This is a genomic window from Aeromonas sp. FDAARGOS 1406 (genome assembly GCF_019048565.1).
Classification (GTDB): domain Bacteria; phylum Pseudomonadota; class Gammaproteobacteria; order Enterobacterales; family Aeromonadaceae; genus Aeromonas; species Aeromonas caviae.
In genome coordinates this window covers 1155231-1178567 of sequence record NZ_CP077378.1, presented here as the reverse complement: position 1 = coordinate 1178567, position 23337 = coordinate 1155231, and the positions used below count along the sequence as shown (strand labels likewise).

Sequence of the window (23337 nt, the reverse complement as noted above, 5' to 3'; positions counted from 1 at the left end):
GGCGGCCCAGCATGACTCATCACGCGAGGGAGGAGGCCCCATGAAACAGATGCTGGAGCAATTGATGGGAGCTGGCAAGGGCTGGCTCAACGACGGTGGTGACACGCGCAAGGCCCAGATGAAGGGCATGGCGCAGGGGGGATTGGCCGCCGGGGCCATGGCGCTGCTGCTTGGCAACAAGAAGATGCGCAAATATGGCACCAAGGTGGCGGCGGTGGGGGGGGCGGCGGCTCTCGGGGGGCTGGCCTACAAGCTCTATCAGGACTGGCAGACCCAGCAGTCCACCCCGGCCCAGCCGACCCAGCCCCTGGACACCCTGGAGGGCAAGGCCCTGGATGCCCGCGCCAACCTGCTGGTGCGCGCCATGGTGGCGGCAGCCCGGGCCGACGGCCACATCGATGCCGCCGAGCGCCAGAAGATCCAGGAGTACCTGACCGAACAGGGGGAGCGGGATGCGGCCCGCTGGATTGACGCCGAGCTCTCCCGCCCCCTCGACCCCCATGTCCTGGCGCGAGAAGTGACCGACATGGAGCTGGCGACCGAGGTCTACCTCGCCTCCCTGCTCACCATCGAGGTGGATCACTTCATGGAGCGCGGCTATCTGGACGAGCTGGCGCGCGCCTTGAAGCTGGATGACAACCTCAAGGGGAGCATAGAGCGCCAGGTGGCCCAGCTGGGGGCGCCGGGCTGAGCCCGCATTGCCATCAGGATTGTCCACAAGGCCCCGTCATGGGGCCTTGTCGTTGCCGGGGGCTGTTGATTGCCGTGACGAGCCGATAAGATGCGGGTTCCAAAGGGTGACCGCCGAGCCTCTTTCCTCGCTGGCGACCCTCACTGCAAGGAGCATCAGGTGGACATTCGCAAGGCAACTGAACAGGATATCGACGCCATTCTGGCCCTGAACCGGCAGATAGGTCAGCTCCACTTCGAGCAGGTGCCCGAGGTGTTCTGCCCCCCGTCCCCGGAGGACAGGGCCTTCTTGCTCGGCGCCATTGCCGACGAGGCGCGTCTTTTCTGCGTGGCGGTGGTGGCGGGGGAGGTGGCGGGTTTTCTCACCGCCCGCATCGACCTCAACGAGAGCGTCCCCTTTCTCAGCAAGCTGCCCGTCTGCCGCATCACGACCGTGGTGGTGGATGAGGGGCAGCGCTCCCGGGGCATCGGCCGGGCGCTGATCGCCCACGGGGACCAGTGGGGCAAGGCTCGGGGCGCAAGCCAGCTACGCCTGGAGGTGATGGCTTTCAACGAGCGGGCCAGGGCCCTCTACGAGCAACTGGGCTTCAAGGCCCAGTCACAGACCATGGCCAGATAAGGCGCACTCGCTTGCAAAAGGGCCCGTTACGGGCCCTTGTCGTGTGAGGCGTCAGGGGGGTTCTGCCAGGTTTCCCGTTGCCGGGCGATGAGGTCCGCAAGCCGGTTGAGCGCCGCGTCCAGCTGCGGGCTCCAGGGATGGGAGCTGTTGAGGCGCAGGCAGTGGTTGTGCTGGCCCTGGCTGGAGAAGAGGGCCCCGGGGGCGATGGAGACCCCCTGCTCGATGGCGCTGGCATAGAGCGCCCGGCCATCGAGGCGGGCGTCAAATTCGAGCCAGAGAAAGTAGCCCCCGTCGGGGGAGGAGATACGCGCCTCGGGGAAGAGGCGCATCAGGGCTGCCCGCATCTGCTGCTGACGCTGGGCCAGGGTGTGGCGCAGGCGGCGAAAGTGGGCGTCCACCCCGCCCTGGCGCAGCATGTCGGCCAGCGCCAGCTGACTGGGCACATTGGTCGACAGGGTCGACATCAGTTGCAGCCGCTGGATGCGCTCTGCGTGGCGTTTCGCCACCACCCAGCCGACCCGAAAGCCCGGTGCCAGACACTTGGTCCAGGAGCCGCACAGCAGGCTCTCTCCCCGCGCATCCCAATGGGTGATGGGCCTTGGCCGCTCGCGCCCGACATAGAGCTCCGCATAGACGTCATCCTCCACCAGGGGGACCTGATGGCGGTTGAGCAGCCCCATCAGCGCCTGCTTGTGCTCATCCGGCATGGTGTGGCCGAGGGGGTGCTGCACATTGCCCATCAGCCAGCACGCCTTGACGGGGCGCTGGGCGAGGGCCTCCTCCAGCAGGGCGAGATCGATGCCCACCCCGGGGATCACCGGGATCTCCACCACCTTGAGCTTGAGCCGCTCGATGGCCTGCAGGGCGCCGTAGAAGGTGGGGGACTCCACCACCACCCAGTCGCCGGGCTCGGTCAGCACCTGAAGACTGAGGGAGAGCGCCTCCATGGCCCCCGTGGTGATGATGATCTGCTGGGGATCCACCGCCATCCCCTCGCCGGCGTAGCGCCGGGCGATGGCGCGGCGCAGTGCCTCGTTGCCGGGGGGCAGATCTGCCACCGTGCTGAAGGGATCGAGGCGGCGCATGCAACTGCCGAGGGCCCGACCGAGCTGGGGGTGGGGGAAGAGGGTCGGGTCCGCCACCGCCATGCCAAGGGGCACCAGCTCCCGTGACTTGCTCGCCTGCAGCACCTCGAACACCAGATCGTTGATGTCCACCGAGCCGCTGTAGCGGGCCTGCTGGGGCTGGCTCTCCCGCCGGGCCGTGCTCGCGGCCTTGACATAGTAGCCGGACTGGGGCCGCGCCAGGATGAGGCCGCGGCTTTCGAGCAGCTGATAGGCCTGGAGCACCGTCATGGGGCTGAGGCCGTGGGTCTTGCAGCTCTGGCGGATGGAGGGGATGCGCTCCCCCGGCTGCCAGAGGCCGCTCGTGATCTGCTGTTGCAGCTGGTCTGCCAACTGGCCGTAGCGGGACATGGTGGGCCCAAACTGTTATAGGTGTTTTTCACTATAACTGCATCTGTTATAGGTGTCATGGACCATGGTGTACTTGGCGGGCGAAAACCTGTCCGTTAAATGCAACATAGAGAGTCATGCATGATAAGCCTGGATGATGTGGTCAGCCTCTCCCGAATACAGTTCGGGGCGACGGCGATGTTCCACTTTCTGTTTGTGCCCCTCACCCTGGGGCTGTCCTGGATCCTGGTGATCGCCGAGTCGGCCTACGTGATGACCGGCAAGGTGATCTACAAGGACATCACCCGCTTCTGGGGCAAGCTGTTTGGCATCAACTTCGTGATGGGGGTGACCACCGGGATCACCCTGGAGTTCCAGTTCGGGACCAACTGGGCCTATTACTCCCACTATGTCGGCGATATCTTCGGCACGCCGCTGGCGGTGGAGGGGCTGATGGCCTTCTTCCTCGAATCCACATTGGTGGGCCTTTTCTTCTTCGGCTGGGACAAACTCTCCCGCGGTCAGCACCTGCTGGTGACCATGCTGGTGGCGCTCGGCTCCAACCTCTCCGCCCTCTGGATCCTCATCGCCAACGGCTGGATGCAAAACCCGGTCGGCGCCGAGTTCAACCCCATGACCATGCGCATGGAGCTGGTGGATGTGGCCGCGGTCATCTTCAACCCGGTGGCCCAGGTCAAGTTCGTCCATACGGTGGCGGCGGGCTATGTAGCGGCCTCCCTGTTCGTGATGGGGGTGAGCAGCTGGTATCTGCTGCGCGGCATGGAGGTGCGCTTCTCCCTGCGATCCTTTGCCATCGCCTCGGGTTTTGGCCTCGCGGCCATCCTCTCTGTCATCGTGCTCGGGGACGAGTCGGGCTATCGCTCGGGGGAGGTGCAGAAGGTCAAGCTCGCCGCCATCGAGGCGGAGTGGGAGACGGAGTCCGCCCCGGCTTCTTTCACCCTGTTCGGCCTGCCGGATCAGCGTGCCGAGACCACCCACGCGGCCATCAAGATACCCTATCTGATGGGCATCATCGCCACCCGCTCCCTGGATGAGCAGGTGACGGGCCTCAAAGATCTGAAAGCGCAGCACGAGGCGCGCATTCGCAGCGGCATGCTGGCCCACGAGGCGCTCGAAGCGATGCGGGCAGATGGCAGCAACCAGGCGGCCCGCGCCACCTTCGAGCGCCACCGCAGCGATCTGGGCTACGGCCTCTTGCTCACCCCCTATGCCAAGGAGATTGGCAAGGCGGACGAGGGGGCCATCGCCAAGGCGGTGGAGGACTCCATCCCCCAGGTGGCGCCACTGTTCTGGAGCTTTCGCCTGATGGTGGGCATCGGCGTGGCGCTGCTGGCACTCTTTGCCGCCGCCTTCCTGCAGCTGTGCCGGGGCAGGCTGGTGCAATCCCCGCGGCTGCTCAGGGCCCTGCTCTGGTCTATTCCGCTGCCCTGGATTGCCATCGAGGCGGGCTGGTTCGTGGCGGAGTTCGGTCGCCAGCCCTGGACCATCAGCGACGTGCTGCCGGTGTCGGCCTCCGTCTCCCTGCTGCAACCGGGGCAGCTCTGGTTCAGCCTCATCGCCATCTTCTTCATTTACAGCAGCCTGCTGGTGGTGGAGCTGTTCTTGTTGCGTCATGTGATCCGCAAAGGGCCTGCCAGCCTGCAGACGGGTCGTTATCAAGGTGAAGTGTTGCAAAACGGGAGTCCTGCCTGATGGATTACGAAACCCTGAAAGTGATCTGGTGGGGGCTGGTGCTCTTCCTGCTGGTCGGCTTCGTGGTGATGGATGGCTTCGATCTCGGGGTCGGCATGCTGCTGCCCGTGGTCGGCAAGACGGATGACGAGCGGCGGGTGCTGCTCAACAGCGTAGGGCCGGTGTGGGAGGGCAACCAGGTGTGGCTCATCGCCGGTGCCGGCACCCTGTTTGCCGCCTGGCCCCTGGTCTATGCCGCCGCCTTCTCGGCGCTTTACGTGCCCTTCATGTTCCTGCTGTTCGGTCTCTTTTTGCGCCCGGTGGGCTTTGACTATCGCAGCAAGCTGCCGGACCCGGTCTGGCGCCGCTGGTGGGACCGCGCCCTGGTGGTGGGTGGTCTGTTGCCGACCCTGGTGTTTGGTGCCACCCTTGGCCTGGTGCTGCAAGGGCTGCCGTTTCGCTTCGATGCGGCCCTTCGCATCCACTATGGCGCCTTTGCGTTCCACTGGCCGCTGCTGTTGACCGCCATGGGGACGGCGCTGGCGCTGCTCTTGCTGCACGGTGCCAGCTTCCTGCAGTGCAAGACCCAGGGAGCCATAGCGGCGCGCAGCGCCCGCCTCGCCCTCTGGCTCGGCCCCCTGGCGAGCGCCCTCTTTGCCCTTGGCGGCGTCTGGCTTGGAGAGATGGCGGGGTATCGCATCACGGCCATCGGCGATCTCAACGGCGCCCTCACTCCGCTGATGAAAGAGGTGGTGGCGGTGCCGGCGGGCTGGCTTGGCAACTTTGTCGCCCATCCGGTGCTCTGGGCCGTGCCTGTGCTCGGGCTCCTGCTGCCCCTGGTGTGCGCGCTGGCAAGCCGCTTCGGCAAGTCCGGGCTGGCGCTCGTTGCCAGCGGCGGTGCCTGCGCCGCCATGATGCTGACCATGGCCATCGCGCTCTTCCCCTTCGTGCTGCCCTCGTCCCTGGATCCGGCCAGCAGCCTGACCCTGTGGGACAGCACCTCCAGCGAGCGCACCCTGCTTATCATGCTGGGGATCGTCGGAGTACTGATGCCGGTCAACATCGGCTACACCCTCTGGGTATACCGGGTGGTGCGCGGCAGGGTCAGCGCCGAGCAGGTGCGCCAGCACGGCCACAGCCTCTACTAATCCGCTTCAACACAAGGATCAACGCGATATGTGGTATTTCACCTGGTTGCTGGGGCTGGGGTTCGCCTTGCTCTGCGGGCTGGTCAACCTGCTCTGGCTGGAGGCGCGCTGGGCTGCCGATGAGGATCTCAAGGAGCCCTGAGCTTTGCATCTTGCCCATGAAAAAAGGCCGACACAGGATGTCGGCCTTTTGCTTGCCCGGGGGTCAGGCAAGGGCGGCGCGGCGCTCGCCCGCTTCGCTGACATGGGTGAGGCCGTAGGCCAGCAGCACGATGAGGGCGCCAATCCAGGGGGTGTGCATCAGGCCGAGGTGCTCCACCACGAAACCGCCGACCACGGAGCCCAGCGCAATGCCGACGTTGAAGGCGGCGATGTTGAGGCCGGAGGCCACATCCACGGCATTGGGGGTGTGGCGCTCGGCCTGTTTCACCACCAGTACCTGAAGACCCGGCACGTTGCCAAAGGCGAAGGCGCCCCACACCAGCACGGTCAGTACCGCCAGCACCGGGTGCGGCGCGGTGAAGGTGAGCACTAGCAGCACCACGGCGAGCCCGGCGAACAGCAGCTTCAGCGCAGGCAATGGGCCCATCCGGTCGGCGAGCTTGCCGCCCCAGATATTGCCGACGGCGACCGATACCCCGTACACCAGCAGAATGAGGCTCACCGCGCCGGCGCTAAAGCCGCTCACCTGTTGCAGGATGGGGGCGAGGAAGGTAAACGCCGTGAAGGCACCGCCATAGCCGAGCGCCGTCTTGGCATAGACCAGCAGCAAGGGCTTCCTGGTGAGCACCGAGAGCTGCTCGCGAACGCTGGAGGCGGCCCCCTTCGGCAGGTTCCCCGGTACCAGCAGCATGCTGCCCACCATGGCGACGAGGCCGAGCAGGCTCACCACCAGGAAGGTCTCGCGCCAGCCAAAGACCTGACCAATCCAGGTGCCAAGCGGGACGCCGGTCACCAGGGCGACCGTGAGGCCGCTGAACATGATGGCGATGGCGCTGGCCGCCTTCTCTTTGGCCACGAGACCCGTGGCGATGGTGCTGCCTACCGAGAAGAAGACCCCGTGGGCCAGCCCGGTAAGGATGCGGGCCACAATCAGGCTCTCGTACCCGGGGGCCTGCCAGGCCAGCAGGTTGCCGACGGTGAAGAGGGCCATCAGCCCCACCAGCAGCCACTTGCGCGGCAGCTTGCCGGTGAGCGCCGTTAGCACGGGGGCGCCGATGGCGACGCCAAGGGCATAGAGGCTGACCAGAAGGCCCGCCGAGGGGAGCGAGACATTGAGCTGCTCGGCAATGGTAGGGATGAGCCCCACGATCACGAATTCGGTGGTGCCTATGGCAAAGGCACTTAAGGTGAGGGCAAATAACGCCAGTGGCATAACAACTCCTTGGATTGGGACTCCCGACGGGAGAATGGCGCCAGTATGCCGAGGGTGTTTGTTGGTAAAAATGACGGCAACGTCAAATTACTTTTGCCAAATCAGCAGCAATGGGGCCGTGAAATGGGGTTCCGGGAGTGGGCGAGGCCGCGAGACACACACGGCCATGCAGCACAAGTGAATGCAGAGGCAAAGCCTGTAGAGGCAAGGCGTATAGAGGCAAGGCGTATAGAGGAAGCTGGGGACAAAAAGGCAGGGGCACAAAGAGGAAAGGGCAAGGGAAGGTGGCAGTCGCGCCCGGTATTGAGACAAAAAAACGGGAGGCACAGTGCCTCCCGCTCAGGTTCTCGTCGATGGTGTCGGGTTTTCTTTGCTCCCTTCTCCCCTTGCGGGAGAAGGGCTGGGGATGAGGGGGCTATCTGGTTGAAGGCCTGATGACCTGAATAGAAGAGCCTGCCCTCACCCTCTCCCATAGGGAGAGGGGATAGCCCGTGGTTGCAGTCTGTTCGTGAGGGTCGCCGCTATCCACCGCCAAATCGAGAGGCCATGGTTTAATCCCAATTCGGCGCAAAGTCCGGGTTGGCGCAGCGCTCACCCCGATCCAGGGTGGCGATGGCGGCCATCTCATCGCGACTGAGTTGCACCTTCAGCGCAGCCAGGTTGGCGGCCAGATTCTCCCGTTTGGTAGAGCTCGGGATCACCGTCATGCACTGGGCCAGCAGCCAGGCCAGGGACACCTGGGCTGCCGAGACGCCGTGGCGCTTGCCGATCTCCATCAAGAGCGGCTCGGTGAGCACCTTGCCATAGGCGAGTGGCATATAGGCGGTGATGGCGATGCCGTGGGCCTGGCAGAACTCCACCACCTTGCGGTTTTGCAGCAGGGGGTGGATCTCCACCTGCTGGTGGGCGATGGCGCCCGGCCCCAAAATCTTGATGGCTTCTTTAAGCTGGGCCACGGTGAAGTTGGAGACCCCGATCTCCCGGGTCAGGCCCCGGGCTTTGGCCTCGGCGAGCTGCTCCAGATAGACCGCCATCGGCACCTCATCCTGGGGGGAGGGCCAGTGAATGAGCGCCAGATCCAGATAGTCGGTGCCGAGTTTTTCCAGGCTCACTTCCAGGCTCGGGATCACCTTGCCCGGACCGAACTCGCTGGTCCACACCTTGGTGGTCAGGTAAATATCCTGGCGGGGCGCGCCACTCTCGCTCATCAACTGGCCGACTTCGGCCTCGTTGTCATAGATCTGGGCGGTGTCGATATGGCGGTAGCCAAGTTCCAGCCCCTGGAGCAGGGAGTCGCGAAGTGGCTGATCTTTCAGGCGGAAGGTTCCAAGACCCAGGTTGGGCATCTTCATCATCAAATTCCTCAGGTTAGTGTTTCTACGCTCAAATGATGGGCTTTGCCTGCGCCGAGGGCGGAGGCAGTCAGGCGCGCCGGTAGCGGCTCACGACCCGGTTGGCAAACCAGGGGGAGGCGAGGCTGGCAAAGGCGATGTAGTGGGGCTGCTGCTGGTGGGCGAGCAGGGCGGCTTCACTCTCCCACTCCTCGTACAGCATCCAGCTATGGGGGCTCTCCAGGCTCTGATGCAACTGGTAGCGAAGGCACCCTGGCTCTTGCAGGGTCGCGGCGATCAGCGGCTCGAGGGCGGCTCGAAACTGGGCGGCGAATTCGGGTTTGGCGTCAAGCTGGGCAATCACAATCAGGGGGGATGGCATCTGAACCTCCTCGTTAAGACGGGAGTCAGTATGCCCGCCCCAGACTGGGGGATACAGGGCAGCAGTCGCAAAACACTATTGAGGTGAGTGCAGCAATGTGGCCTCCCCATGGCTGGTCGTGGTGCAGGTGGGCCAGGGGGAGGGCGGAGTATTATCAGGCGCTGGCCGGTTCGGACCAGACCGCAAATTCATTGCCGCTGGGCTCGACAAAGTGGAAACGGCGGCCACCGGGAAAATCGAACAGGGGGCGCACTATGGTGCCCCCTGCGCCGGCTACCTTGCTCTGGGTCGCCTCGATATCGGCGCTGTAGAACACCAGGAGCGCCCCGCCCTGAGCACTCTGGCTGCACAGTTCGGAGCGGTAGAAGCCGCCATCCAGCCCTTCTCCCTCGAAGGCGCAATAATCGGGGCCGTAGTCGGCAAACTGCCAGCCAAAGGCGGCGGTGAAGAAGGCCTTGGTGGCGGCAAGATCCCTGGCGGCAAACTCCACATAGTTCAGTTTTTCATGGGCCTTGGTCATGGGCTCTCCTTGTCGGTGATTATTCCGGTTGTCAGCGTTTTTGCGGGCGGATCGTGGAGTGCGGCAAGGCGTCCCAGGGGGTCAGCTTGAGCTGCTTGCGCCTAAACCAGAACCAGGTCCCCATCAGCAGACCGAGCCCGATGCCAAACAGCAGGCTCTGGCGCAGGGCAAACCCCGAGCTCACCTCATCCTGCCAGCCGAGGCACCACATCAACACCCCCCAGATAGCGCCGATGGGGAGTCCCAGGGCAAGAACGTTGATCAGAAAGCGTTCGTAGTGGGGCGGCCTGATGGTGAACCCCGCCTTTCGCAGCAGCCAGATGATCGGCGGGTTGTAGTTGAGCGTTTGCACGCCCTTCTCGGCCAGCTCCCGATGGGCGGCGGCCAGCCTGTTGTCGAATGTCATGGATCGTCCCTGTCATAGTGTGGCGCCATACGGTGCCGGTTGGCGGCATTGTACTGGCAAGGGCGCAGATAAAACAGGTGGTGCGTCACGATACGAAGCGACGCCTGTCTTGCCAACTCCCGGCCATTGCACCTATAAAGACCCATTACTCTTGCCAGGATGACAACAATGAAGACCCATTCCGATGAATTGACCCTGTTTGTGGCGGTGGTGGAGGCGGGCAGCTTTCGCCAGGCGGCGGAGAATCTCGGCATGGATAATTCCGTGGTGAGCCGCGGCATCAAGCGTCTCGAAGAGAAGCTCGCCACCGTGCTCCTCAACCGCACCACCCGCCGGGTCAGCCTGACCGAGGAGGGGAGCTGGTTCTATCAGCGGGCGGTGAAGATCCTGACCGAGATGAGCGAGGCGGAAGGGTTGCTGCTGATGCGCCGGGAGCAGCCGGAGGGCATATTGCGGGTGGACGCCGCCACCCCCTTCATCCTGCATAGATTGGTGCCCATCATCGGCGAGTTTCGCCGCCGCTACCCCGCCATCGAGCTGCAACTGCACAGCTCCGAGGGCTTCATCAACCTGATGGAGCGGCGGGTGGACATGGCCATTCGCATCGGCGAGCTGACGGACTCCTCCCTGCGGGCCCTGCCGCTGGGCCGCTCGCGGCTGCGGCTGCTGGCCTCCCCCGACTATCTGAAGGCACGCGGTACCCCGCGCCAGCCGGCTGACTTGCTGGCTGGCCACGAGCTGCTCGGTTTTTTGCACCCCGATCACCTCAATCATTGGCCCCTATTGAGCGAGGAGCAGGGGGACAGGTTCGCCATCACCCCGACCCTGCGGGCCAGCAGCGGGGAAACCTTGCGTCAGCTGGCGCTGGCGGGGCAGGGGATCGTCTGCCTGTCGGACTTCATGACGGGGGATGACAGGGCGAGCGGCGCCCTGGTGGAGGTGCTGGCCCGCAGCAACAGCGGTGCCTCGCGCCCCATCCATGCGGTCTTCTACTCCGATGCCCAGCGGGACATCCGGCTGCGGGTCTGGCTCGATTTCCTGAAAGAGCAGCTCGGCAACCACGCGCTCTAGGTGTGTTCCGACAGGGCCAATCCCCTCCCGCCCTTCCCCTCCACGAGAGGGAGGGGCCATCTTTTCCCACTCCTCAAGGGGAGGGGGCCGAGGGGCTTGCGAGCGCCAATAAAAGAGGCCGACATCGCTGTCGGCCTCTTTGCTTTTTTCATCTCAAGGATGCGTCGGTTACCCCATCACTCCTCTTCGGCCCAGCGGCGTGAACGTTCCACCGCCTTCTTCCAGCCGCTGTAGCGCTTGGCGCGATCGTCGCGGTCCATCTGCGGAATGAACTCGCGGTCCACGCTGAACTTGTCTTCCAGCTCTTCGGAGCTCTTCCAGAAGCCCACGGCGAGGCCGGCCAGGAAGGCGGCGCCCATGGCGGTGGTCTCGATACGGGTCGGACGCACCACAGGGGTGTGCATCATGTCAGCCTGGAACTGCATCAGGAAGTCGTTGGCCACGGCGCCGCCGTCCACCTTCAGGGCTGCCAGCTTGATGCCGGAGTCCTGCTGCATGGCATCCAGTACGTCGCGGCTCTGGTAGGCGATGGATTCGAGCGCCGCACGGATGATGTGGTTGCGGTTGGCGCCACGGGTCAGGCCGACCATGGTGCCGCGAGCATACGGATCCCAGTAGGGTGCGCCCAGACCGACGAAGGCCGGCACCAGGTAGACGCCGTTGGTGTCGCCCACCTTGGAGGCGAAGTAGTCGGTATCGCGGGCATCATGGATGATCTTGAGCTCATCGCGCAGCCACTGGATGGTGGCGCCACCCATGAAGACCGCCCCTTCCAGTGCGTAGTTCACTTCCCCTTTCGGGCCGATGGCGACCGTGGTCAGCAGGCCGTTGCTGGAGCGAACCGGCTCGGTGCCGGTGTTCATCAGCATGAAGCAGCCGGTACCGTAGGTGTTCTTGGCCATCCCTTTTTCGAAGCAGAGCTGGCCGAACAGGGCGGACTGCTGGTCACCGGCGATACCGGCGATGGGGATGCGGGCGCCGCCGCCACGGGTGGTGTAGCCATAGACCTCGGAGGAGGGTTTGACTTGCGGCAGCATGGAGGCGGGGATGCCCAGCTCGTCCAGCATGCGCTCATCCCACTTCAGGTCGCGGATGTTGTAGAGCATGGTGCGCGAGGCGTTGGTCGGGTCGGTGACGTGCACCTCGCCGTTGGTCATCTTCCACACCAGCCAGGTGTCGATGGTGCCGAACAGCAGCTCGCCGTTCATTGCCTTCTCCCGGGCCCCTTCCACGTTGTCCAGGATCCACTTCACCTTGGTACCGGAGAAGTAGGCATCCAGCACCAGGCCGGTGTTCTCGCGCACATACTCTTCCAGGCCCCGTGCCTTGAGTTCTTCACAGATGGCCGCGGTGCGGCGGCACTGCCAGACGATGGCGTTGTAGATGGGCTTGCCGGTGGCCTTTTCCCAGACGACGGTGGTTTCACGCTGGTTGGTGATGCCGATGGCGGCGATCTGCTCGCTGTGCAGGCCGCTCTTGGCCAGCACTTCGGTGAAGACGGAGGACTGGGTCGCCCAGATCTCCATGGGGTCGTGCTCGACCCAGCCCGCTTTCGGGTAGTGCTGGGTGAATTCGCGCTGGGAGGTCGCGACGATGTTGGCGTCCTGATCGAAGACAATGGCACGGGAAGAGGTGGTGCCCTGGTCCAGCGCAACGACAAATTTCTTTTCAGCAGACATGATGTTCTCCACGTTTTTATTTTCCACGTTGTTACACGTTGGGGAGGGCCGCTCTCAGGCGGCGGCCTCTTCTTTGTTAGACAGCTTGGAGGCTTCTTCGGTGGCGACGCGGTTGCCCGGGACGCAGGGAGCCAGCACTTTCACATACAGGGCGGTACCGATCTGGGCGCCGACGATGGGGCCAAGGATGGGGACCCAGAAGTAGGGGTTGTCACGACCACCGGTCAGGGCCACGTCACCCCAGCCAGCCACGAAGGCGAACAGTTTGGGGCCGAAATCACGGGCCGGGTTCATGGCAAAGCCGGTCAAGGGGCCGAGGGAGGCGCCGATCACCGCGATCAGGATGCCGATGAGCAGGGCGGCGGCGAAGCCTTTGGGGGCGCCGTTGTTGTTGTCACCCAGTGCCATGATGCCCAGCATCAGGACGGCGGTGATCACCATCTCGACCGCGAAAGCCTGCATGTTGGAGAGCAGGGCATTGGGGTAGGTGGAGAAGATGCCTGCGGTGCCGAGGCTCTCGATGCTGCCGCGCACCACGTTGTGGGTCAGCTCCCACTGGGTGAACAGGTTGCTGTAGAGGGCGTAGACCAAGGCGGCGGAGGCGAATGCCCCGGCTATCTGGGCGATGATGAAGGGCACCACCTTGCGCTTGTCAAAGCCGCAGAAGGTCATCAGTGCCAGGGTCACGGCAGGGTTGAGGTGGGCACCGGAGATGCCACCGGTGACATAGATGGCGATGGCGACACCCAGGCCCCAGGTAATGGAGATTTCCCATTGCCCGAAGTTGGCGCCAGCCAGCACCAGGGCGGCCACGCAGCCGACGCCGAAGAAGATCAGCAGGCCGGTGCCGATAAACTCGGCGAGGCACTCGCCAAGCAGGGTATTGGGTCTTTGTATGCTCATAGTTGTTATTCCTTATATCCACCCACAGTAGGTTTGATGTTCCGTTTTGTTATCTTTCATTCCCATTCATTGCGCCCGAAAACGTTTCTTCTTGTTTTTTGAGCTTGCGCAAACGTTATGCTCGTTTGCGCTCGTTCTTGGACGAGAGAGAAAATAAACCTTCTGCGTCAATTCACCATCCCCCCGCCACCGGAAATGTGGGCAAGATCCCATTCATTGCTAAGAAAATGTGACGAAAAGCAACAGTTGTCGGCCATATTACTCCTTAGTGAGTAGCCAAAAGCCACGCCATGCGTGGGCTGACCCTGGATGCGCGTTCACTCACAGCGTCACAATTTTTGTAATAAAACTGCAATAATTTAGCGCTCATCACAGATTAAATGTTCACAAATGAGCACAATAGGCTCGCTTGCGAATCAAGACGCGTCTGATCGCTGGCATGAGCGGGGCGTCCTCAACCGCCCAGAACAACAATAAAAGGAAGCAGAACATGCTTAGTCTCTTCAGGCCTGCACCCCATATCGACCGGCTGCCGGCCGACAAGGTGGATCCCTTCTATAAACGCATGCGTTGGCAGGTGTTCTTCGGGATCTTCTTCGGGTATGCGGGTTACTACCTGGTACGGAAAAACTTCAGTCTGGCGATGCCCTACCTCATCGAGCAGGGCTTCTCCCGCGGGGATCTGGGTCTGGCCCTCTCCGGCGTCTCCATCGCCTACGGTCTCTCCAAATTCCTGATGGGGAACGTGTCGGACAGATCCAACGCGCGCTACTTCCTCTCCGCCGGTCTGCTGCTCTCGGCAGGCATCATGTTCATGATGGGGACCATGCACTGGGCTACCTCCAGCATTGGCATCATGTTCGTGCTCCTGTTCCTGAACGGCTGGGCACAGGGCATGGGCTGGCCTCCCTGCGGCCGCACCATGGTGCACTGGTGGTCACAGAAGGAGCGGGGTGAGATCGTCTCGGTCTGGAACGTGGCCCACAACGTGGGCGGCGGCATGATAGGCCCCCTGTTCATCCTCGGCATGGGCTGGTTCAACGACTGGCGCAGCGCCTTCTATGTGCCTGCGGCGGCGGCGGCGGCCATCGCGGTGATTGCCTTCTTCGTGATGCGCGATACCCCGCAATCGGTCGGTCTGCCCCCCATCGAGGAGTACAAGAACGACTACCCGAAGGATTACAACGAAAGCCACGAGCAGGAGTTCTCCGCCAAGGAGATCTTCATGAAGTACGTGCTGCACAACAAGCTGCTCTGGTATATCGCCATCGCCAACGCCTTCGTCTACCTCATCCGTTACGGCGTGCTGGACTGGGCGCCCACCTATCTGAAAGAGGCCAAGGACTTCAGCGTGGATCACTCCTCCTGGGCCTACTTCCTCTATGAGTGGGCGGGGATCCCGGGCACCCTGCTGTGCGGCTGGATCTCCGACAAGATGTTCAAGGGCCGCCGTGCCCCGGCAGGCATCCTGTTCATGGTGCTGGTGACCCTCTCCGTGCTGGTCTACTGGTTCAACCCGGCGGGGAACCCGACCATCGACATGATGGCCCTGGTCGCCATCGGCTTCCTCATCTATGGCCCCGTCATGCTGATCGGTCTCTACGCCCTGGAGCTGGCGCCGAAGAAGGCGGCCGGTACCGCGGCGGGCTTCACCGGCCTGTTCGGTTATCTGGGTGGCGCGGTCGCGGCCAACGCCATGCTGGGCTACACCGTTGACCACTTCGGCTGGGACGGCGGCTTTATGGTGCTCACCGTCTCCTGCGTGCTCTCCATCATCCTGCTGGCCATGACCCTCAAGCACGAGAACGAGTCGATTGCCGCCAAGGCGGCTGCCCATAAGGCATAAAACGTGATCCTGCCCTTATCGATTGGAAAAGGGATCAGGTACACTGCCAAAGGCCCCGCACCTGCCGGGGCCTTTTTTCGTCTCATCTGCGGAGTGCAAGCGTGAAGCAAACCCAACGACATCTGGAGATCCTGGACGTCCTGACCCGGCAGGGTTTCGTCTCGACCGACGATCTGGTGACCCATTTTGACGTCAGCCCCCAGACCATTCGCCGGGATCTGAACGATCTCGCCGAACAGAACAAGATCCGGCGCCATCACGGCGGGGCCTCACTGCATTCGAGCACCGTCAACACCGCCTACAGCGCCCGCAAGGTGATGCAGCTCAAGGAGAAGGAGCGCATCGCCCGGGAAGTGGCCGCCAACATCCCCGACGGCTCGTCGCTCTTTATCGACATCGGCACCACCACCGAGGCCATCGCCCGGGCTCTGCTCGACCACCGGGAGCTGCGCGTGGTCACCAACAACCTGAACGTCGCCAGCATCCTGACCGCCAAGGATGACTTCACCGTCATCATCGCCGGCGGCGAAATTCGCAACCGGGATGGCGGCATTGTCGGGGAGGCGACCCGCGACTTCATCGGCCAGTTTCGCATGGACTACGGCGTCATCGGCATCTCGGGCATCGACAGCGACGGCTCCCTGCTCGATTTCGACTATCACGAGGTGAAGATCGCCCAGGCCATCATCGCCCACTCCCGCCAGGTGTTCCTGGCCGCCGACCACACCAAGTTTGGCCGCAACGCCATGGTCAACCTCGGCAACCTCAACCAGATCCACGCCCTGTTCACGGATCAGGAGCCGCCGGAGAAGCTGATGCGACTGATGTCCCAGCATCAGATCGCCTGCCATATCTGCTGAGCTTCCCCGCACAGGCATCAGGCCGCCTCGGGGCGGCCGCTTTTTTCCTGCCCCCTCCCGGCCTGCGGCGTCTCCCTAGCGGCGCCTAAGCGGCCAGTTCCTGGCGCTGACACACCTTCTTTGACCCCCTGATGTTGCCCCCGTACTCTGGCGCCAGGTTTGCACCGACGCCAGGCGCCTGCGAGGGATTCACGCCATCGCGCTCATCACCTTGCTTCATGGGCGCCCCCATCCGGGACTCTTTGTTCTCCTCCCTGCCCGAAATGGCTGTTTCCGGCAGACCTTAGCCTTGCCAGGCCGTCACCGACTGGCAGCATTTTTAGCATTGTGAAAACAATCGCGATCACATTTCTCTCACGAAATGTTCGTTTATTGGTTTTTCATGTTCTAATATGAGCGAAATCAAACATTGCTGTCATGGCAAACACAAAATAAGAAAGTAGGTGAACATGAGCGAACATTATGATCTGGTCGTCGTCGGCGGCGGCATCAACGGGGTCGGCATCGCGGCAGATGCGGCGGGGCGGGGGCTGAAGGTGGCGCTGTTCGAGGCGAGCGATCTCGCCTCTGCCACCTCGTCCAACTCCAGCAAGCTGATCCACGGCGGCCTGCGCTACCTCGAACATTACGAATTCCGGCTGGTGAAAGAGGCGCTGGCGGAGCGGGAGGTGCTGCTTGGCATGGCTCCCCACATCGCCCGTCCCATGCGTTTTCGTCTGCCCCATCGCCCGCACCTGCGTCCGACCTGGATGATCCGCGCCGGTCTCTTCCTTTATGACAACCTGGCCAAGCGGGACAAGCTCAAGGGGAGCTGCGGCCTGCGCTTCCTGCCGCAGGACGGTCTCAAGAGCGGCATCAACAAGGGCTTTGAATACTCGGACGCCTGGGTCGACGACGCCCGGCTGGTGGTGCTCAATGCCATGCTGGCGCGGGACAAGGGCGCTGACGTGCAGACCCGCACCCGCTGCGTTAAGGCGGTGCGCGGATCCAAGCACTGGACCCTGACGCTGGAGCGGGAAGGGGGCGAGCAGTTCACCGTCAGCTGCCGTGGTCTGGTCAATGCGGCGGGCCCCTGGGTCAAGACCTTCTATGACGAGAGCCTGAGCGAGAAATCCCCCCGCGGCATTCGCCTCATCAAGGGGAGCCACATGATAGTGCCGCGCATCCATGAGCGCGAAGAGGCTTACATCCTGCAAAACGAGGACAACCGCATCGTCTTCGTCATCCCCTACCAGCAGGACTATTCCCTCATCGGCACCACGGACGTGGAGCACAAGGGCAGCCCGCGGGAAGCCAAGATCAGCGATGCCGAGATCAACTACCTGTGCAAGGTGGTCAATGCCCACTTCACCAGGCAGATAAGCCCGGCAGACGTGGTGTGGACCTATGCCGGGGTGCGCCCCCTGTGTGACGACGAGTCCGATTCACCCCAGGCGGTGACCCGGGACTACACGCTCGAGCTCAGTGGTGAATCCGACGGCGCGCCGCTCTTGTCGGTGTTTGGCGGCAAGCTCACCACCTACCGCAAGCTGGCCCAGGCCGCCTGCAACAAGCTCAAGCCCTGGTTCAGCCAGATGGGAGAGGACTGGACCGCCAACAGCCGGTTGCCCGGTGGCGAGTTCGACTGCTCGGTGCGTGAACTGGCGCGTGCCTTTGCGCTGGAATTCGACTGGCTCGACGATCGCAGCGCCCTGCGCATCGCCGAAGCCTATGGCGCTCATGCCCGCCTCTGGCTGAAGGAGGAGCGCGGCCAGCACTTTGGCGCCGGGCTGTATGAATCCGAAGTGCGCTATCTCATCGCGCGCGAATGGGCTCACTCTCTGGAGGACATCCTGTGGCGCCGCAGCAAGCTGGGGCTGCGCCTGTCGGAATCCGAACAGCAGCAGCTCGGTGCCTGGCTGCTCGAGCACCACCACGCCCTGCCCGAAGCCTGCTGATGACCCATGGCGGGCGGCCTTTGCCGCCCGCCGTCAAACTGCAATAAACCCCTGCTATAACAATTACCTGCATCCTACACACCATAACAACGAGATCTCTTGATGAAGCAACCTCACCGTACCCTGATAGCCCTTGGCCTCGGGGCTGCCCTGGCGCTGCCCGCACTGGCGGCCGACGAAGGCAAAATCGTGATCGCCCACCGTGGCGCCTCCGGTTACCTGCCGGAACACACCCTGGAGTCCAAGGCCCTGGCCTATGGCATGGGGGCCGACTATCTGGAGCAGGACCTGGTGATGACCAAGGATGATCAGCTGGTGGTGATGCACGATCACTTCCTCGATGGCATCACGGACGTGGCCGAGCGCTTCCCCGGCCGGGCCCGCCCGGACGGACGCTACTATGTGGTGGATTTCACCCTGGACGAGGTGCGCTCCCTGCGCATGACCGAGCCGTTCCAGCTGGTGGACGGCAAGCAGGTGCCGGTCTATCCGGCGCGCTTCCCGTTGTGGAAGTCGAGCTTCAGGATCCACACCTTCCAGGAAGAGATCGAGATGATCCAGGGGCTCAACAAGAGCACCGGCAAGCACATCGGTATCTACCCGGAGATCAAGGCTCCCTGGCTGTTCCGCCACGAGGGCAAGGACATCTCCAGGGCGGTGCTCAAGGTACTGAAGGAGTACGGCTACACCAGCAAGAACGACAAGGTCTATCTGCAGTGTTTCGATGCCAACGAGCTCAAGCGCATCAACGGCGAACTGATGCCCGCCATGGGTATGGACTTGAAGTTGGTGCAGCTGATGGCCGAGACCGACTGGAACGAGACCATGGTCTACGACGCCAAGGGCAAGGCGACCCCCTATGACTACGACTGGATGTTCAAGCCGGGGGCCATGAAGACCATCGCCACCTATGCCGAGGGAATCGGTCCCTGGAAACCCATGGTGGTGACCGAGCCGGGCACTCCCGGCAAGCCGGTCTTCACCGGCATGGTGAAAGAGGCCCACGCGGCCGGTCTCAAGGTGCATCCTTATACCTTCCGTCAGGATGAGGGGCAGATCCCGGCCTATGCGAAAGACTTCACCGACCTGCTCAACATCTTCCTATACCAGGCCGATGTGGATGGGGTATTCAGCGACTTCCCCGACAAGGCGGTCGAGGCTATCAAGGCCCACGGCAAAGAATAAAAGAAGAGCAACACGGGAATGCAAGCGGGGCCAGGTGCCCCGCTTTTTTGTGCCCGGCGTCATCGCCGGGATGAGGGGCCGGATAAGGGGTCATGAGAGGGGGCAGAGAGATGATATTGAAATGGATTGGTGTAATTAAATGTTTACGATTTGATGCTGGTTTGGCCCCGCGAGTCGCTACTTTTGAGTTGTCTTACCCTGCATTATTGGTCATTTATCCATCTATCAGCGCGCAAAGACGCTAGTTTCACTTGATTGTTTGTTTTTCCTTGGTAAGGTGGGGGCGGTTGCGTAACAAAGTGCTGACTTGTGTAAATATAAGTGAACGGTCAGCGCCCTTGGCTTGAAACAGTAGAGAGAATGAGAAAATGCAAAGAGATCCCCTGAACAACATCCATATCCAGTCCGAACAAGTGATGATCACGCCTGCCCAGCTCAAGGAGAAACTGCCCATCTCCGATCGCGCGCTGGCATTCGTGCAAGGGGCCCGCAATACCATCGCCGACATCATCCACCGTCGCGATCACCGCCTGCTGGTGATCTGTGGTCCCTGCTCCATCCACGACATGGACGCTGCCAAAGAGTACGCAACCAGACTCAAAGCGCTGCATGACGCCTATCAGGACTCTCTCTACATTGTCATGCGGGTCTACTTTGAGAAGCCGCGCACCACGGTCGGCTGGAAGGGCTTTATCAACGATCCGAACCTGGACGGCACCTTTGACGTGGAGCTGGGTCTGCACCGCGCCCGCGAGCTGCTCTGCTGGCTGGCCGAGCTGGAGTTGCCCCTGGCCACCGAGGCGCTCGACCCCATCAGCCCGCAATACCTGGCGGAGCTCTTCTCCTGGTCGGCCATCGGTGCCCGCACCACCGAATCCCAGACCCACAGGGAGATGGCCTCCGGCCTCTCCATGCCGGTCGGCTTCAAGAACGGCACCGACGGCAACCTGGGCACCGCCATCAATGCGCTGCAGGCGGCCTCCAGCCCCCACGCTTTCATGGGGATCAACCAGCAGGGTCAGGTCGCGCTGCTGCAGACCCAGGGCAACCCGGATGGTCACGTGATCCTGCGTGGCGGCAAGCACCCGAACTACGACTCGGTCAATGTGTCGCTGGCGGAAGAGGCGCTGGAGAAGGCGGGCCTGCTGCCCGGTCTGGTGGTGGATTGCAGCCACGGCAACTCCAGCAAGGATCACCGGCTGCAGCCCAAGGTGGCCGACAACGTCATTCACCAGATCCAGGAAGGCAACCGCTCCATCATCGGGGTGATGCTCGAATCCAACCTGTTCGAAGGCAACCAGTCCAGCGAGCAGCCCAAGTGCGAGATGCGCTACGGCGTCTCCATCACCGATGCCTGCATCGACTGGGAGACCACGGATGCGCTGCTGGCCCGCTGCCACAGCCAGCTGGCGGCACCACTTTTGGCCAGAACATCGGCATAAGCCGTGGTATCTTGTTGTAACTGATTGAACCATCGAGGTATCACTGCCCACGCAGTGATACCTTGTTGCCTCTTGAATGACAGGGCGTCGCTGCGGGCGGCGCCAGCAGGGACTGGACATGGCGGAAGAGTTGAATGCCCTCAGGGACAAGATAGATGCGGTGGACAAGCAGCTGATTGATCTGCTGGCTGCCCGTCTCGCCCTGGTGGGGGAAGTGGGGGAAGTGAAGAGCCGGCACGGCCTGCCCATCTATGCACCGGATCGGGAGGCGAGCATGCTGGCCCGCCGCCGCGCCGAGGCCGAGGTACTGGGGGTGCCAGGGGACCTTATCGAGGACGTGCTGCGCCGGGTGATGCGCGAGTCCTATATTCTGGAGTCCGCCAGCGACAAGGAGCACCACTTCAAGTGCATGAAGCCTGAGCTCGGCAAGGTGGTGATCATCGGTGGCCAGGGGCAGCTTGGCCGCCTGTTCGGCAACCTGTTCAGCCTCTCGGGCTACCGGGTCGAAACCCTGGGTCAGGCCGATTGGCCGCGCGCCGACGAGATCCTGCACGGCGCCGGGCTGGTGATGGTGGCGGTGCCCATCGACGTCACCTGCCAGGTGATCGACCGGCTCGGCAACCTGCCGGCGGACTGCCTGCTGGTGGACGTGACCAGCGTCAAGAGTGAACCGCTTGCCCATATGCTGGCGGTACACCAGGGGCCGGTGCTGGGGCTGCACCCCATGTTCGGGCCGGACGTGGCGAGCCTCGCCAAGCAGGTGATCGTCTGCTGTCAGGGGCGTGAGCCCGCCGCCAGCCAGTGGCTGCTGGAGCAGATGACCATCTGGGGGGCGCGTTTGCAGCAGGTGGAGGCCAGGGCCCACGACGAGGCGATGACCTTTATTCAGGCGCTGCGCCACTTTGCCACCTTCGCCTACGGCTGGCACCTCTCCCGCGAGCAGGCCAACATCGACCGCCTGCTTGCCTTAAGCTCTCCCATCTACCGGCTGGAGCTGGCCATGGTGGGACGGCTGTTTGCCCAGGATCCCCATCTCTACGCCGACATCATATTGTCGTCGCCCCAGAACCTCGCGATGATCCGCCGCTACTACCAGAACTTCGGCGAGGCGCTTGGGTTGCTAGAGCGGGGAGACAGGGAGGGCTTCATCGAGGCCTTCAGCCAGGTTTCCGGCTTCTTCGGCGAGCGGGCGGAGGAGTTCCTGCGCGAGAGCCGCACCCTGCTGGCGCAGGCCAACGATCGTCGTCATCACGGCTGATGCACAAAGACATCCATACAAAAGGGGCCTGATGGCCCCTTTTTCATGTTGTTTGTGCTGCACCGATAACTACGGTAGATGAAAACACAGGTCTGGGCGTTAAATCGCCCTGTTTCATTCGGCAGGCGGTTGACGCAAGTCGGCGTCATGCCAGCCCAGCGGCAGGGTGAGCAGCTGATCGATCAGCTCCCGGCGGTCGGATTTCTCCAGATAGGCGAGGTAGAGCGGGCGGCTCAGGGATTGGCCCCCTTCCACCAGATGAAGCTGCCCCTGCTCCAGGAAGGGGCTCACCATGCGCCTTGGCAGGTAGGCGGCGCCGCCGTTGGCCAGTACGAATTGCAGGGCCATGCTGGCGGAGCTCGAATGCAGCACCGGGGTCTTCTGCAGGCTCTGCAATCGGCTCGATGGCGGTTCGAAGCTGGTGCCCCAGTCGAGATGAATGTGGGGCATCTGCATCAGGCTGTCGGCGTTTGCGGCCGGCTCCCGGCTCACCAGTTCGAACACCAGCTCGCCGATGGGGTGCAGGGCAATCTCGTCGATCTTGGTCGGCTCGGAGAGCAGGGCGAGATCGAGGGAGCGCTCCAGCAACTGGCGACAGAGGTGCTCGCGGGAGGCCGTTTCGAGGCGCACCGCGAGGCCGGGGGCCAGGGCATAGACATGGTTCAGCCAGTCGTTGAAGTCGAGCTCCCAGAAGACGGCGGGGGCGCCGATGGCAAGCTGCTGGCTGAAACCGGGGGAGAGGGCCACGTCCTGCTTGGCGCGCCCCAAAGTATGCAGAATGGCGTCTGCGTAGGGCAGCAGACGCTCACCGGAGGCAGTCAGGCGGATGTTGTTGCGATGACGGGCAAACAGGCTGACCCCGAGTTGCTGCTCGAGCTGGCGGATCCGGAAGCTCACCGCCGACTGGGTCAGGTAGAGATTTTCAGCCGCCCGGCCAAAGTGCCGGGTCTTGCTGACCTCGATGAAGGTCCGAAGCAGCTCGGTATCCATTAATCGAGGGACTCGTCGCTGCCGCCACCGCCGCCTTCAAAGCTGCCACCCGCATCTTCATTGGCGCCGCCTGCGACGGTGCACAGACGGTGCACGCGCTTGGGACCAATCACCTTCAGGTATTTGAACCACACCTTGGCGTGGGGGTTGTTGCCGGCTGCGCCGGATTTGACCTGTTCGATAAAGGCACTTTCTACGTCATCGCGCGGGGCCAGGTTGCCCTGATAGAGCGCCAGCATCACGGTGCCATATTTTTCCAGACTGTCCGCTTCGGCCACGGTGAATTCGCCACTGCGACGCAGGCCACGGGGAAAATGTTTGAAGTCGTTGAAACGCTTGTCTGATTCGAAGCTCATAGTGCTCTTGTTCTGGTTAGTTTGACCTTTGCGGGCAAGTATCATCAGGCCGTCGCAGAGTGCAAAATCAATTTTCTTACTATGTTAATAAATATCTTTTATCGAACAGGGTTTGTTGCATCCCGAGGGGGCATTTTGCGGTGCGCTGCACAAAAAAGCCTGAAAAATAGTGGAGTTATGTCAGATTTTGTAC

22 protein-coding genes are annotated in these 23337 nt (G+C 62.7%); 12 read left to right on the top strand and 10 right to left on the bottom strand.

The genetic code is table 11. From position 1 onward, the window contains the following. The first annotated feature begins 40 nt into the window (after positions 1-40). Positions 41-691: a tellurite resistance TerB family protein gene (locus tag I6L36_RS05350; RefSeq protein WP_042015902.1), complete on the top strand. Its 651-nt coding sequence runs from the start codon at positions 41-43 to the stop codon at positions 689-691. A gap of 159 nt (positions 692-850) precedes the next feature. Further along, positions 851-1309 (top strand): GNAT family N-acetyltransferase, encoded by a 459-nt coding sequence (locus I6L36_RS05345; RefSeq protein ID WP_042865227.1) that lies wholly within the window; start codon positions 851-853, stop codon positions 1307-1309. Between the two features lie 26 nt (positions 1310-1335). Here I6L36_RS05345 and I6L36_RS05340 read toward each other — a convergent pair whose 3' ends face one another. Next, a complete protein-coding gene (locus I6L36_RS05340; protein WP_045525377.1) occupies positions 1336-2784 on the bottom strand; it encodes a PLP-dependent aminotransferase family protein in 1449 nt (482 codons plus the stop codon). 120 nt (positions 2785-2904) lie between these two features. Here I6L36_RS05340 and I6L36_RS05335 point away from each other — a divergent pair, with 120 nt between their 5' ends. From I6L36_RS05335 to I6L36_RS05325, 3 genes are read left to right on the top strand one after another with little or no spacing between them, the layout of a single operon-like run. Then, positions 2905-4476 carry a cytochrome ubiquinol oxidase subunit I gene (locus I6L36_RS05335; protein ID WP_109112902.1) on the top strand — a complete coding sequence of 524 codons (1572 nt, stop codon included), beginning with the start codon at positions 2905-2907 and terminating at the stop codon, positions 4474-4476. Then, positions 4476-5603: a cytochrome d ubiquinol oxidase subunit II gene (cydB, locus tag I6L36_RS05330; RefSeq protein WP_109112901.1), complete on the top strand. Its 1128-nt coding sequence runs from the start codon at positions 4476-4478 to the stop codon at positions 5601-5603. Before I6L36_RS05335 ends, cydB begins: the two co-directional genes overlap by 1 nt. A 28-nt stretch (positions 5604-5631) precedes the next feature. After that, positions 5632-5745: a CydX/CbdX family cytochrome bd oxidase small subunit gene (locus I6L36_RS05325; protein ID WP_010674207.1), complete on the top strand. Its 114-nt coding sequence runs from the start codon at positions 5632-5634 to the stop codon at positions 5743-5745. Positions 5746-5808: 63 nt separating this feature from the next. On the opposite strand, the gene I6L36_RS05320 is transcribed toward I6L36_RS05325, so the two are convergent. The 5 genes from I6L36_RS05320 to I6L36_RS05300 form a co-directional block, all read right to left on the bottom strand. After that, complete coding sequence (locus tag I6L36_RS05320) at positions 5809-6978, bottom strand: MFS transporter (protein ID WP_042865230.1); 1170 nt, start codon at positions 6976-6978, stop codon at positions 5809-5811. Between the two features lie 551 nt (positions 6979-7529). Further along, positions 7530-8333, bottom strand: a complete 804-nt coding sequence (gene dkgB / locus I6L36_RS05315; protein WP_109112900.1) for a 2,5-didehydrogluconate reductase DkgB — start codon at positions 8331-8333, stop codon at positions 7530-7532. 67 nt (positions 8334-8400) lie between these two features. Then, positions 8401-8691 carry a putative quinol monooxygenase gene (locus I6L36_RS05310; protein ID WP_041212774.1) on the bottom strand — a complete coding sequence of 97 codons (291 nt, stop codon included), beginning with the start codon at positions 8689-8691 and terminating at the stop codon, positions 8401-8403. 154 nt (positions 8692-8845) lie between these two features. Then, on the bottom strand, positions 8846-9211 hold the full coding sequence (locus I6L36_RS05305) for a VOC family protein (protein ID WP_109112899.1): 366 nt from the start codon (positions 9209-9211) through the stop codon (positions 8846-8848). Positions 9212-9242: 31 nt separating this feature from the next. Then, positions 9243-9617, bottom strand: a complete 375-nt coding sequence (locus I6L36_RS05300) for a DUF6404 family protein (RefSeq protein WP_109112898.1) — start codon at positions 9615-9617, stop codon at positions 9243-9245. Between the two features lie 168 nt (positions 9618-9785). On the opposite strand from I6L36_RS05300, the gene I6L36_RS05295 reads away from it, so the two are divergent. Continuing rightward, positions 9786-10688, top strand: a complete 903-nt coding sequence (locus tag I6L36_RS05295) for a LysR family transcriptional regulator (RefSeq protein ID WP_069652739.1) — start codon at positions 9786-9788, stop codon at positions 10686-10688. A 176-nt stretch (positions 10689-10864) separates the two neighbouring features. Here I6L36_RS05295 and glpK read toward each other — a convergent pair whose 3' ends face one another. Continuing rightward, a complete protein-coding gene (glpK, locus tag I6L36_RS05290) occupies positions 10865-12367 on the bottom strand; it encodes a glycerol kinase GlpK (protein ID WP_010674229.1) in 1503 nt (500 codons plus the stop codon). Between the two features lie 54 nt (positions 12368-12421). After that, positions 12422-13270 carry an MIP/aquaporin family protein gene (locus tag I6L36_RS05285; protein WP_109112658.1) on the bottom strand — a complete coding sequence of 283 codons (849 nt, stop codon included), beginning with the start codon at positions 13268-13270 and terminating at the stop codon, positions 12422-12424. Positions 13271-13760: 490 nt separating this feature from the next. On the opposite strand from I6L36_RS05285, the gene glpT reads away from it, so the two are divergent. The 6 genes from glpT (at position 13761) to tyrA (ending at position 21798) form a co-directional block, all read left to right on the top strand. Then, the gene (gene glpT, locus I6L36_RS05280) at positions 13761-15116 is read left to right on the top strand and encodes a glycerol-3-phosphate transporter (RefSeq protein ID WP_041212777.1); all 1356 of its coding nucleotides are present in this window, start codon (positions 13761-13763) and stop codon (positions 15114-15116) included. A 101-nt stretch (positions 15117-15217) separates the two neighbouring features. Next, on the top strand, positions 15218-15976 hold the full coding sequence (locus I6L36_RS05275; protein ID WP_010674233.1) for a DeoR/GlpR family transcriptional regulator: 759 nt from the start codon (positions 15218-15220) through the stop codon (positions 15974-15976). A 449-nt stretch (positions 15977-16425) separates the two neighbouring features. Next, positions 16426-17913, top strand: a complete 1488-nt coding sequence (glpD, locus tag I6L36_RS05270) for a glycerol-3-phosphate dehydrogenase (RefSeq protein WP_109112657.1) — start codon at positions 16426-16428, stop codon at positions 17911-17913. Between the two features lie 102 nt (positions 17914-18015). After that, a complete protein-coding gene (gene glpQ / locus I6L36_RS05265; RefSeq protein ID WP_109112656.1) occupies positions 18016-19098 on the top strand; it encodes a glycerophosphodiester phosphodiesterase in 1083 nt (360 codons plus the stop codon). Positions 19099-19466: 368 nt separating this feature from the next. Beyond that, complete coding sequence (locus I6L36_RS05260) at positions 19467-20540, top strand: 3-deoxy-7-phosphoheptulonate synthase (RefSeq protein ID WP_010674236.1); 1074 nt, start codon at positions 19467-19469, stop codon at positions 20538-20540. A 118-nt stretch (positions 20541-20658) separates the two neighbouring features. Beyond that, entirely contained in the window at positions 20659-21798 is a 1140-nt protein-coding gene (gene tyrA, locus I6L36_RS05255) for a bifunctional chorismate mutase/prephenate dehydrogenase (protein ID WP_039038619.1), read from the top strand. A gap of 114 nt (positions 21799-21912) precedes the next feature. Here the strand turns inward: tyrA and hdfR are convergent, their stop codons facing one another. Together hdfR and I6L36_RS05245 are read right to left on the bottom strand one after the other, a co-directional pair. Further along, the gene (gene hdfR / locus I6L36_RS05250) at positions 21913-22788 is read right to left on the bottom strand and encodes an HTH-type transcriptional regulator HdfR (RefSeq protein WP_039038620.1); all 876 of its coding nucleotides are present in this window, start codon (positions 22786-22788) and stop codon (positions 21913-21915) included. Continuing rightward, complete coding sequence (locus I6L36_RS05245) at positions 22788-23144, bottom strand: DUF413 domain-containing protein (RefSeq protein WP_010674239.1); 357 nt, start codon at positions 23142-23144, stop codon at positions 22788-22790. The genes hdfR and I6L36_RS05245 overlap by 1 nt, the downstream gene beginning before the upstream one ends. Positions 23145-23337 lie beyond the last annotated feature (193 nt).